The organism is Martelella mediterranea, assembly GCF_004342225.1.
GTDB lineage: Bacteria > Pseudomonadota > Alphaproteobacteria > Rhizobiales > Rhizobiaceae > Martelella > Martelella mediterranea_B.
In genome coordinates, this window is record NZ_SMAR01000002.1 from 187,520 (window position 1) to 198,998 (window position 11,479).

An 11,479-nucleotide genomic window follows, 5' to 3' on the forward strand; every position below is an offset into this window, starting at 1 on the left:
CACTCAGCCCTGCGGCTGAAGGCGGCCGGTTTTGCGCGCCACCGCACGCTCCAGCATGACAAACGCATCATGGATCAAAAGCGCCAGAACGCCCACCACCAGCCCGCCTTGAAGCACGAAGGCCGTGTTGTTGGACAATAACCCGGCAATAATGACCTCGCCCAGCGTTTTCGCAGCCACCGTGGAGCCGATAGTGGCTGTTGCCAGCGATATGACAACAGACAGTCTGACGCCGGCAAGAATGACGGGGAAGGCGAGGGGAAATTCAACCTGAACCAGCTTTTGCGCCTCGGTCATACCGGCACCCCGCGCCGCTTCGGAGACATTACCCGGCAGATTTGTGAGACCGGTCAGAGCGTTTTCGAAGATCGGCAGAAGGCCATAAAGAAACAGCGCGATCAGGGTCGGGATTGGTCCGAAGCCAAACACCGGTACTGCCAGAGCCAGAACCGCGACAGGCGGAAAGGTCTGCCCGATATTGGCAATTGACCGTGAGAGCGGAAGAAACTCGCTACCCGAAGGACGCGTGACAAGGATTGCGAGGCTGACGGAAAAGAGCGTGGCTGCAACCGTTGCTGCGGCGACAATCGCCAGATGGCTCAATGTCAGAGAAAGCAGGCTTGTCTGCGTGTAGATCGCTGGCGCGCCGTTCTGTGCAAAGGGCCTGAAAAGCGGAGCGAAGGCCTGCGGCCAGAGAATAAAGGCCACAAGCAGTATCAGCAATCCAATCCTGATCGCTGCTGAAATTTTCATGAGCGCGGCTCCGCAGCATGCCGGATAAGCGCCTCACGCGTGACCCGACCGATGACGACACCATCTTTCTCCACCGGGACTGCATCACGACCGGACCAGAGCGTTTCGGCCAGCGCATCTTTCAGGCTGGCCGTACACGAAACCGGATTTCCATCCGCTACGCCTTGTTCAACCAGATTTTCACACGCTTCCAGCGACAGCATACGAAAAGCCTTGTCACCGGTGCCAAGAAGCACATTGACGAAGTCGCTGGCAGGATTGGTGATGATTTCGGCAGGGGGGGCATATTGCAGAAGCTTGCCGTCACTCATCACGGCGATTTTGTGCCCCAGCATGATGGCTTCATCCATATCATGGGTCACAAGCACAATCGTGGTAGAGAAGCGCCGCTGAATGTCGAGCAGATCTTCCTGCGCCTTGGCCCGGATGATCGGATCAAGCGCACCGAAAGGCTCATCCATCAGAAGAAGGTGCGGTTCAGCCGCCAGCGCCCGGGCAACACCGATCCGCTGCTGTTCTCCCCCCGAAAGCTCAAACGGCATACGATCCCGATATTGCCCCGGCTCAAGATGAAACAGGCTCAACAACTCATCCACGCGATCATGCCTGCGCTTTTTATCCCACCCAAGCAGTTTTGGCACCGTCGCGATATTTTCCGCCACAGTCCGGTGCGGAAAAAGGCCATGTCCCTGAATGGCGTAGCCGATACCGCGTCTTAGTTCATAATCCGGCAGATCGCGATTGTCGCGGCCGTCAATGCGGATCGTGCCCGCGCTTGGCTCCACAAGGCGGTTGATCATCCGCATCAGGGTTGTCTTGCCAGAACCTGACGTGCCGACAATAGCTGCCAGTTCACCGCTTTCAATTGTCAGTGACACATTTTCGACGGCGTTCTGATCGCCGTAGATTTTGGAGATGGCATCAATCTCAATCATGCCGACGCTCCTTTTTTGCCATGGGTCTGGCTGATTTCAACAAGCGCATCGAGAATGATGGCCGCGGCAAACGCCATGCCGACAACCGGCATGGCTCCAAGAAGAACAAGATCGGTTGCCGTTTGTGCGATACCCTGAAATACGAAGGTGCCATATCCCCCGCCGCCGATCAGTCCGGCAATCACGGCAAGGCCGATATTCTGCACCAGGACGATGCGAATACCGGTGAGGATAACCGGGAAAGCCAGCGGCAGCTCAATCTGCAGCAGAAGCTGCCGGACAGTCATACCCATCCCGCGTGCAGCATCGCGCGCATCCGGCGGCACGCTATCGAGCCCGGCAACAGTGTTCGAAACGACAGGCAGAAGCGAATAGGCATAGAGCGCCACAATCGCCGGTGCAAAGCCAATACCGGCAATGCCGAGTTCGGCCGCCCCCGGGATATTTCGCCCGATCCAGGCAAGCGGCGCAATCAGCAACCCGAACATCGCAATGGAAGGGATCGTCTGTAAAACGTTCAGGATGTTGAGGATTGTTGCCCGCACTTTCGGCACACGATAGCACAAGATGCCGATTGGAATGCCCGTCACTGTAGCGGCACCAACAGAACCGAATGTCAAAAGAAGATGCGTGCGCCCCTCACGCCAGAATGCATCGGAGCGGTTGGCATATTCTTTCAGAATTGAAAGTTGGTCCCAGGCACCGGACCAAAGCAGGAGGCCGATTGCCGCCATACCGATGGCCAGAAATGCCATACGCTTCATCGGTGCGAGCTGCTTGCGCACAATGGCGTCCGCCATGGCGATGGAAAAGCCGAACAGCATGATCCAGAAGCCGCCACCGGCTGAAACACGCGCATAAGGATTATCATCCGGCATCAGAAAATAGCCCGAACGCCCGACCATAAGTGCCAGGACAGCCATCATGGCAACGCTGACGCCAAGCCGCAGATTAACAGGGGAACGCAGGACCATAACCACGATCGCAGCGATGATTGTGGCCATCAGACACACACCCTGCCATCCGGGCAGGGCGGACCAGATCATCTTCGGCGTAGCCTCAACGATCCGATTGGCAGCAAACTGGCTGAAAGGCTGAAGAAACAGGCCTGCCAGAATAATCAGCGCAAGAATCATCCCGAGTTTGTCGAAGGCCGTGAGGCTCTTTTGCGCTGTTGTTGAAGCACTGATCGCTGACATGGCGTGCCTTTTGGCTATCGGTCGGGCTCGGCTCTGGTCGAGGGGTGCATGGCGGCGTCACAAGCGCCATGCCTTGCTTGTAAAGTGTAAGCAGCACGCTCTCCTGTCTCAAGTTCCGCGCACTTGAAGACCCCCGGATGGTAGATAATAAATATCCGGGGGATCGCGGAGATTGCCCGCCTCTTATTTCAAAAAACCATTCTTCATGAGATAGTCCTTCGCCACCGCATCGGCAGGCTCACCACCCACCTGAACGCGGCCATTGAGGTTCTGAAGCGTTTCAAGCGTCAGGCCTTCAAAGATCGGTTCGAGAATGTCGGCGATCTCGGGATATTCTTCCAGCCGCACTTCGCGGATGATCGGTGTCGGCAGATAAACCGGCTGAACGCCCTTGTCGTCTGTCATCACCTTCAGACCGGAAGGCGCAATACCACCATCAGTACCATAAACCATTGCAGCATTTGCGCCGGACGTCTTTTTGGCCGCCGCCGCAATGGTGGCCGCCGTATCACCGCCGGAAAGCTGGATCAGCTGACCGGACGAAAGGTCGAAACCATAAGCCTTTTCAAAAGCGGGAAGTGCTGCCGGAGAGGTCACAAACTCCGAAGAGGCTGCCAACTTGATCGTGCCGCCATCGGCAACATAAGCGCCGAAATCACTCATCGTCGAGAGATTTTCCGGATCGGCAACGTCCTTGCGCACGGCGATGGCCCAGGTGTTGTTGGCATCGGCCGGGGTGAGCCAGACAATCTTGTTGGCATCATAGTCGAGCTTCTTGGCTTCCTCATACCCCGCTTCAGGCTTATTCCAGACGGGAAGGTCCGTCTTGTTGAAGAAGAAGGCGGCATTGCCGGTATATTCCGGATAGATGTCGATCTGTCCTTGCGTTATCGCCTGACGCACGATCGGTGTTCCACCGAGCTGGATCTTGTTTTCAGTCGGAATATCGTTGGCTTTCAGTGCCTGAAGGATGATGTTGCCAAGCACACCACCCTCGGTATCGATCTTCGATGAAACGACGACGGGCGCCGCAACAGCGGTCGAAGCTGCGGCAAAGGCGGCGATCGCCAGAGCGCCTGTCAGTTTGAAAATTCGGTTCATGGAACTTGTCCCTCTCTTGCCAGCTCTCTCTCATATCCTCAAAGAGCCGTTTCCTGTTCGCCCTGAAGACTGTTCACTCAGTCCGGATCATCAGGCGGTGCGCGTGCAAACATGTCACAGGCTTCCGCGAATAGTCAGAAGTCCAGTGTCTGATATCTAACTTTGTCCGATCCGGCTTCAGCTTCAACCCTTATCGGCGCATTTCAGTAAAATCAGTCAGATAGGGCACGAAATACGTCTGGCGATAGCAAAGGTGTTTTTTTCTGAAGGTGCGCCTGACATCGCTCGTTCAATGTTTGTAAACCCGCTTCATGAAATCAGGACCAAGACGATAGATATGAAAGGGATTGAAAGAAATTGATCATTTCCGATCATCATATGATCGTTATATCGCAGATATAAGCCATTTCGGTTTTCAAACTTGCATGAACGATCAATCATATGCAAAATAGTACGTGCAATTCCGCTGGGAGGACGGAGTGGCCGAATTATACAGACATGAAAAAATTATTTCTTTGCTGGCAGAACGTCCGTTTCTGTCCGTCACAGAGCTGACGGATGAGACCGGCGTGTCCGCCGCCACGATTCGCCGTGACATAGACAAGCTGGAAAAGGCCGGTTTTGGTCAGCGTGTGCACGGTGGTATTGCTTCAGAGCGCCTGCATGCGGCACGCCGCGCTGTTCCACTTCCATTCATGGAAAATCGAGACATTGCCGTCGATGCCAAGCGCGCCATTGCGCGTTCCGCAGCTGGCCTTGTACGTGACGGAACGGCAATCATCGTTCATGGCGGCTCCACCTGCTTTCATTTCGGTGTTGCTGTCGCAAACCGCAACCTGCGCATTTTCACGCATTCCATGCCGCTGGCCGCCTACCTGGCAGAGTTTGGCCAGTGTCAGCTGACCATGGGCGGTGGCGACCTTCATCGTGAACCCGGCATCATCTATGACCGGTTTTCAGATGAGCGTGCCTTCTACGCCTCTCAGTTTTTCGCCGGAGCACTCGGCATCAATCGTGAAGGGCTTCTGGAAAGCAATCCGCTGCTGGTTCAGCTGACACGCGAGATGGCAGCTTATGCCAACGAAACCATCGTACTGGTCGACAGCCGGAAGTTTTCCGAGAGGCCCTCCACACTTTCTCTTCCATTTACCCAGATCCGCAGACTGGTGACCGATGACGGCCTCAGCGATGCCAATGCCCGGATGCTTGAAGAGGAAGGGATTCAATACATCATCGCCGAACAAAAGGGAGATGCCACGCCATGAGCAGTGCCAAAGCTGAACCTGTTCTGGAAATGCAGGGGATTTCAAAAACCTTCGGGCCGATGAAGGCACTCTCAGGGGTCGCAATCACCGCCTATGGCGGAGAAGTGCATGCCCTGATGGGGGAAAATGGTGCCGGCAAATCCACCCTTATGAAGATCCTGTCCGGTGCCTATACGCCGGATCGGGGTGGCTCAATCAAAGTTGGCGGCGAGACCGTTCCGCACGGAAAGCCCAAGGCAGCCAAGTCGATGGGCGTCGCTGTTATTTATCAGGAGCTTTCTCTGGCACCAAATCTGACCGTTGCTGAGAATATTTTCCTCGGCAACGAGCGGGCCAGCCACGGCATCGTCAACCGCGGACAGATGCGCACGGCAACCCAGCCGATCCTCGACCGTCTCGGCGTCGACTTCAAGCCGTCGACACCCGTAAGCGATCTTTCGCTCGGTGAGCGACAGCTTGTTGAGATTGCCCGCGCGCTGTCCGCCAACGCGCGGATCATCGTCATGGACGAGCCGACAACATCTCTGACGAGTCGGGAGACCGATCGGCTTTTCGACGTGATTGCTGGCCTGAAAGCCGAAAACATTGCCATTATCTACATCAGCCACCGAATGGAGGAAATCTACCGCCTCGCCGATCGGTGTTCGGTTCTGCGCGACGGCAGCTATATCGGCACGCTTCAGCGCGAAGAACTGAACGCCGACCGCCTCATCTCCATGATGGTCGGCCGCGAGCTGTCCTCATTCTACAAAAAGGAGCATGTCGAGCATGATGATGAGGACATTGTGCTCGAAGTGCAGAACATGAGCGATGGCCACAAGGTGAAGAACTGCTCGTTCACTGTACGAAAAGGCGAAGTTCTGGGGGTTTCAGGGCTGGTGGGTTCTGGCCGCACCGAACTCGCACGCCTGATCTACGGTGCAGACAAAGCAACCAGCGGCAAGGTTTTTCTCAATGGAAAGGACGTAACGCCGCAAAGCCCGAGTGTCGCGCTTAAGAAGGGCATTGTTTATCTGACAGAAGACCGGAAGAAACTGGGACTGTTTCTGGATATGACGATTGCCGACAACATCAACATCTGCGTCATGGCGGGCGACAGCGGCACCGCAGGAATCCGCAATTTCCAAACAGCGCGGGAACGCGCGGAAAACGAGGTCGAAAGGCTTTCCATCCGTACGCAGTCACCCTTCGTCAATGTCGGCTCGCTTTCCGGGGGCAACCAGCAGAAAGTGCTTCTGGGCCGCCTTCTGGAGGTCAGTCCGAAGGTGATCATTCTTGATGAACCCACGCGTGGCGTCGATGTCGGCGCAAAATCCGAAATCTATCGTCTGATCGATATGATGGCCCGTCAGGGCATGGCAGTGGTGATGATCTCCAGTGAATTGCCGGAAATCATCAACGTTGCCGATCGTGCGCTCGTGATGCGCGAAGGCGCAATTGCCGGAGAAGTCACATCCGGTCCCGGACAACCCATCGATCAGGAAGCAATTATGCGGCTTTCAACCGGAACCCGGTCGGCCGCCTGAAACACCGCCACGGGAACAGGCGAAGGAGGAACAAACACATGAGTGAGGCGTCGAACAGAGCGCAATCACGCAAATCCCAGCAGTTTGGTAACCTGGTCAAGACACTCGGCATGTTGCCGGTTCTGATTCTGCTGGCGATCGGATTTCAGTTGCTGACGGGAAAGTTTCTGGGCGTCAACAACCTTTCCATTGTGATGCAGCAGGCATCGATCAACATCGTTCTGGCGGCAGGCATGACATTTGTTATCCTGACCGGGGGTATCGACCTTTCCGTGGGATCTATTCTGGCTGCGTCAGCCATGGCAGCGGTTATTTTCTCGCTGATGCCTGAACTCGGCTGGCTTGGCATTCCCGGCGGGCTGGCACTGGGGCTGGCTTTCGGGCTGGCGAACGGTGCACTGGTCGCCTTTCTGCAGCTTCCGCCATTTATTGTAACGTTAGGCTCGCTGACAGCCGTGCGCGGTGTGGCGAGACTCATGGGCGATGACACGACGGTCTTCAACGCAGAATTACCCTTTGCGGTAATCGGAAACGGCTCTGTTTTCGGTATTCCTATCCTGGCGATCATTGCCTTATCGGTCATTCTTGTTTCCTGGTTTATTCTGCGCCGAACGGTGCTCGGCACCTGGATTTATGCTGTCGGCGGCAACCAGGAAGCCGCACGGCTTACCGGCATTAAAGTGCCGGTAGTGCTGCTGTTTGTTTACGGTTTATCCGGTCTAATGGCCGGATTGGGCGGTGTGATGTCGGCAGCGCGGCTTTATGCCGCCAATGGCTTGCAGCTTGGACAATCATACGAACTCGACGCGATTGCTGCCGTTATTCTGGGTGGGACCAGTTTCGTTGGCGGCGTCGGGTCAATCTGGGGCACGCTGATCGGTGCGCTGATTATCGCTGTCCTTTCGAACGGCCTCATTCTGACAGGTACGTCGGATATCTGGCAGTTCATCATCAAGGGTCTTGTCATTATCGCAGCTGTGACGCTTGACCGCTTCCGCGGCAGAAGCAGCGGCTCGACCTGACAAACCTGCAATTCAAGGTAATCCACTAGAGACGCAAAACGCGGAGGAGCTATTTATGCGTACATTTAAGAAAACCCTTCTGGGCGCAGCAGCAGCACTGGCGATGACCGCCGGTGCGATGCCCGCCAGCGCACAGGATCAGGAGCTGGAAAGCATCGGTATTTCAGTAGGTCTTCTCGGCAACCCGTTCTTCGTTGCCACGATCAAGGGTATCGAAGACAGGGCTCGCGAGATCAACCCGGATGTTGAAATCACTTCGGTTTCCGCTGACTACGACCTCAACAAACAGGTCAGCCAGATCGACAACTTCATCGCCAAGGGCGTTGACATCATCATGCTGAACGCCGTGGACGATACGGCCATTGCACCTGCTGTCATGCGCGCCAAAAACGCCGGTATCACGGTTGCAGCCTTTGACGTTTCAGCTCCCGGTGCTGACGTGACTGTGATGACCGACAATATCGCAGCCGGACAGAAAGCCTGCCAGTATATCGTCGATGCGCTGAGCGGTGAGGGTAATGTCGCCATCATTAAAGGTCCGTCTTCATCTTCCCTCAATGACCGCTTCGACGGTTGCATGGAAGTTTTTGAAGAAAATGACGGTATCAATATCGTTTCCAACGACCAGAATGGCGGTGGTGCCCGTCAGGGTGGCATGGACGTGATGCAGGGTCTTCTGACCCGCTTTGATGATCTGGATGCTGTTTTCGGGGCCAATGACCCGATGGCGCTCGGCGCTCAGCTTGCCGCCAAACAGCTTGGCCGGACGGACATCATAATCACTGGTGTGGATGGTGCTCCCGACACCGAAAAGTCACTGAAAAACCCGGATTCTCTCTTGAAGGCATCCGCTTCTCAGGATCCCTATGTCATGGCCGGTGAGGCCCTTCAGCTCGGTTACAAATTCTTCCAGGGCGAAGATATCGAAGAAGCCACCGTTCTGATTGAGCCGGTTCTGATCACGGCTGACAATGTCGATGAATATCAGGGGTGGACAGCCGAACGTGACTGATCCGTCTCTCATTGACGACAGTTCAGGGTATGCCGTTTTTAGCGGCATACCCTTTTTATATCAGTTTACCGTCGGACGCTGGTGGTTACGCTCCAGGAGCAGGCCCCAGTTCTGAGCAGAAGCCAGATGCAGGGCAATCGCATCCGTCCAACCATTTTTATTCCACTCCCGTATAGTTTTAACGGGAAGCGCTCGGTAGCGCTCCGGGTCAACCACCTGAAAACCATCAAGGCGGTAATGGCTTTTGTCGGGAAATTCGAAATCTGCATGGCGGGAGACCAGAATGTCCGCAGCCATCACCGCCTGCAGAAAATCGGCGTCATGTGCCCGGTGCTGGTGATATAGCTCACAAAGCTGCATCATCGGCTGGATCGCTTCGGAAGGCTGACCATCTGCCTTAAAAAGCGGGGTTGCCTCCGGTGCTTCCGACAGAGGCTTGACCCGGCCGCTCGTCGTTTCAAAGGCCAGAATGCGCCTGTCCTTATCGTCGGGCGCCTGAACAAGAATAAAGGGATAGCGGCGAATATAGGCCGGAATATACGTGTTTTTCTCCCACGCGCCATCAGCCCCCACCATCAGGTTCTGGCCTTGTTTAATCCCGGTAATGGCAATAGGCACCGCCCCTTCTGCATCAATAAACACGATCGGATAATGCCGGATCACTGGCATAAACTCACTGACAGACAGCGGAATAGCCGTTGCGTTTGCAGCGAAGGAATAGTCTGTCGAAGAGACCACACCCATATCTTTATGGGCGTCAAAATGCAGCACCTGCGGCTTTTGATAAAACAAGGGCATTCCACTGCTTGTTGCCATAAAACAACCTCCGGTACACACAATTTGAAATACATATTTCTTTAATTGTTTAGATAAAGTTTGCAACGAACAATTGGGTTTCTTCAAGCATGTATTACCGCCTCGGCTGTAATCTCCGGTTTGCCGACGGCTTTATATGCGCCGGGGACAGCGTTCGAGCCGGACGGGCAAAATTTCACATAAAGAAATCTTTATGTCTTTCTTGCCAGCGTCATCTGTGGCTGTTACTTACAAACCAAACTGAAAGAACCAGGTGCCCTCTTGGCTCCCCGGAAACGGTGGAGCAGAGCCCGCACTTTTGATCTGCACGCCTCGGGAGTTTTTCAATGAGCGCCACAGAAGATTTCATTGTTGCCGATATTGCACTGGCCGACTATGGCCGCAAGGAACTGGACATCGCCGAAACTGAAATGCCGGGCCTGATGGCCGCGCGCGCGGAATTTGGCGAAAGCCAGCCGCTGAAGGGCGCCCGCATCTCCGGCTCGCTGCACATGACAATCCAGACCGGCGTTTTGATTGAAACGCTGAAAGCACTGGGCGCCGACGTTCGCTGGGCCTCCTGCAACATCTTTTCCACGCAGGACCATGCAGCCGCAGCCATCGCGGCCACCGGCACGCCCGTTTTCGCCGTCAAAGGCGAAAGCCTTGAAGAATACTGGTCCTATACCGACCGGATTTTCCAGTGGACCGACGGTGGCCATTCCAACATGATCCTCGATGATGGCGGCGACGCGACCATGTATATCCTGATCGGCGCCCGCGCCGAAGCCGGCGAAGATGTGCTTTCAAAGCCTGGCTCTGAGGAAGAGGAAGTGCTGTTCGCGCAGATCAAAAAGCGCATGACGGAGACGCCCGGCTTCTTCACCAAACAGCGCGATGCGCTTCTGGGCGTAACAGAGGAAACCACGACCGGCGTCAACCGGCTTTACCAGCTTGCCCGCGCCGGAGAGCTGCCGTTCCCGGCGATCAACGTCAACGACTCCGTCACCAAGTCGAAGTTCGACAACAAATATGGCTGTAAGGAATCGCTGGTCGACGGCATTCGCCGCGCCACCGACGTGATGATGGCCGGCAAGGTCGCCGTTGTCTGCGGTTATGGCGATGTCGGTAAGGGCTCGGCCGCCTCGCTTTCGGGTGCTGGCGCCCGCGTGAAGGTGACAGAAGCCGATCCGATCTGCGCGCTTCAGGCAGCAATGGACGGTTTTGAGGTTGTGCTCCTGGAAGACGTCGTCTCGACCGCCGATATCTTCGTCACCACGACAGGAAACAAGGACATCATCCGCATCGAGCATATGCGCGAGATGAAGGATATGGCCATTGTCGGCAATATCGGGCACTTCGATAACGAAATCGAAGTCGCATCGCTGCGCAACTACACATGGACCAATATCAAGCCGCAGGTCGACATGATTGGCTTTCCGGATGGAAAGCGCATCATCCTGCTTTCGGAAGGCCGCCTTCTGAACCTCGGCAATGCCACGGGCCATCCATCTTTCGTGATGTCCGCCTCCTTTACCAATCAGGTTCTGGCGCAGATGGAAATCTTCCAGCACCATGAAAAGTATGAAAAGGGCGTGCATGTTCTGCCAAAGCATCTTGATGAGAAGGTTGCCCGCCTGCACCTCGACAAGCTGGGCGCCAAGCTGACCGTGCTTTCCGAAGAACAGGCGTCCTATATCGGCGTGACACCGGAAGGCCCGTTCAAGCCGGAACACTATCGCTATTAACCAAGCAGTAAGCATAACCGGATTAATCTGGCCGCGTCCTTATAAAACAGGGCGCGGCCGCTTTATTTCCGCAGGAGTCTTTTCGCGGATTCACCAAGCGTCTATGTTTTAAAGGGCGCGATT

10 protein-coding genes are annotated in these 11,479 nt (G+C 55.4%); 5 read left to right on the top strand and 5 right to left on the bottom strand.

What is annotated here, in order from left to right; all coding sequences use genetic code 11:
• Positions 1-3: 3 nt before the first annotated feature.
• The 4 genes from EDC90_RS02370 to osmF form a co-directional block, all read right to left on the bottom strand.
• The gene (locus EDC90_RS02370) at positions 4-753 is read right to left on the bottom strand and encodes an ABC transporter permease (RefSeq protein WP_132308154.1); all 750 of its coding nucleotides are present in this window, start codon (positions 751-753) and stop codon (positions 4-6) included.
• On the bottom strand, positions 750-1,688 hold the full coding sequence (locus tag EDC90_RS02375; protein ID WP_132308156.1) for an ABC transporter ATP-binding protein: 939 nt from the start codon (positions 1,686-1,688) through the stop codon (positions 750-752). Before EDC90_RS02375 ends, EDC90_RS02370 begins: the two co-directional genes overlap by 4 nt.
• Positions 1,685-2,887: an ABC transporter permease gene (locus tag EDC90_RS02380; RefSeq protein WP_132308158.1), complete on the bottom strand. Its 1,203-nt coding sequence runs from the start codon at positions 2,885-2,887 to the stop codon at positions 1,685-1,687. The genes EDC90_RS02375 and EDC90_RS02380 overlap by 4 nt, the downstream gene beginning before the upstream one ends.
• Before the next feature lie 183 nt (positions 2,888-3,070).
• Positions 3,071-3,988, bottom strand: a complete 918-nt coding sequence (gene osmF, locus EDC90_RS02385; protein WP_132308160.1) for a glycine betaine ABC transporter substrate-binding protein OsmF — start codon at positions 3,986-3,988, stop codon at positions 3,071-3,073.
• Positions 3,989-4,467: 479 nt separating this feature from the next.
• Between osmF and EDC90_RS02390 the strand changes: the two genes are divergently transcribed.
• The 4 genes from EDC90_RS02390 to EDC90_RS02405 are packed head-to-tail and all read left to right on the top strand — an operon-like array spanning position 4,468 to position 8,813.
• On the top strand, positions 4,468-5,253 hold the full coding sequence (locus EDC90_RS02390) for a DeoR/GlpR family DNA-binding transcription regulator (protein ID WP_132308162.1): 786 nt from the start codon (positions 4,468-4,470) through the stop codon (positions 5,251-5,253).
• Entirely contained in the window at positions 5,250-6,779 is a 1,530-nt protein-coding gene (locus tag EDC90_RS02395) for a sugar ABC transporter ATP-binding protein (RefSeq protein WP_132308164.1), read from the top strand. Before EDC90_RS02390 ends, EDC90_RS02395 begins: the two co-directional genes overlap by 4 nt.
• Before the next feature lie 38 nt (positions 6,780-6,817).
• Positions 6,818-7,801, top strand: a complete 984-nt coding sequence (locus EDC90_RS02400) for an ABC transporter permease subunit (protein ID WP_132308166.1) — start codon at positions 6,818-6,820, stop codon at positions 7,799-7,801.
• 55 nt (positions 7,802-7,856) lie between these two features.
• Positions 7,857-8,813 (top strand): ABC transporter substrate-binding protein, encoded by a 957-nt coding sequence (locus tag EDC90_RS02405; RefSeq protein ID WP_132308168.1) that lies wholly within the window; start codon positions 7,857-7,859, stop codon positions 8,811-8,813.
• Between the two features lie 60 nt (positions 8,814-8,873).
• On the opposite strand, the gene EDC90_RS02410 is transcribed toward EDC90_RS02405, so the two are convergent.
• Positions 8,874-9,716, bottom strand: a complete 843-nt coding sequence (locus EDC90_RS02410) for a SapC family protein (RefSeq protein WP_245510896.1) — start codon at positions 9,714-9,716, stop codon at positions 8,874-8,876.
• Positions 9,717-9,955: 239 nt separating this feature from the next.
• Here EDC90_RS02410 and ahcY point away from each other — a divergent pair, with 239 nt between their 5' ends.
• Positions 9,956-11,356, top strand: coding sequence for an adenosylhomocysteinase (ahcY, locus tag EDC90_RS02415; protein ID WP_132308170.1), 1,401 nt, complete (start codon positions 9,956-9,958; stop codon positions 11,354-11,356).
• Positions 11,357-11,479 lie beyond the last annotated feature (123 nt).

Excerpts from the sequence above, each read along its gene's own strand:
- EDC90_RS02370 (WP_132308154.1), bottom strand. The coding sequence starts at position 753 with ATGAAAATTTCAGCAGCGATCAGGATTGGATTGCTGATACTGCTTGTG.
- EDC90_RS02405 (WP_132308168.1), top strand. The coding sequence starts at position 7,857 with ATGCGTACATTTAAGAAAACCCTTCTGGGCGCAGCAGCAGCACTGGCG.
- ahcY (WP_132308170.1), top strand. The coding sequence starts at position 9,956 with ATGAGCGCCACAGAAGATTTCATTGTTGCCGATATTGCACTGGCCGAC.
- EDC90_RS02400 (WP_132308166.1), top strand. The coding sequence starts at position 6,818 with ATGAGTGAGGCGTCGAACAGAGCGCAATCACGCAAATCCCAGCAGTTT.
- EDC90_RS02375 (WP_132308156.1), bottom strand. The coding sequence starts at position 1,688 with ATGATTGAGATTGATGCCATCTCCAAAATCTACGGCGATCAGAACGCC.
- osmF (WP_132308160.1), bottom strand. The coding sequence starts at position 3,988 with ATGAACCGAATTTTCAAACTGACAGGCGCTCTGGCGATCGCCGCCTTT.
- EDC90_RS02395 (WP_132308164.1), top strand. The coding sequence starts at position 5,250 with ATGAGCAGTGCCAAAGCTGAACCTGTTCTGGAAATGCAGGGGATTTCA.
- EDC90_RS02380 (WP_132308158.1), bottom strand. The coding sequence starts at position 2,887 with ATGTCAGCGATCAGTGCTTCAACAACAGCGCAAAAGAGCCTCACGGCC.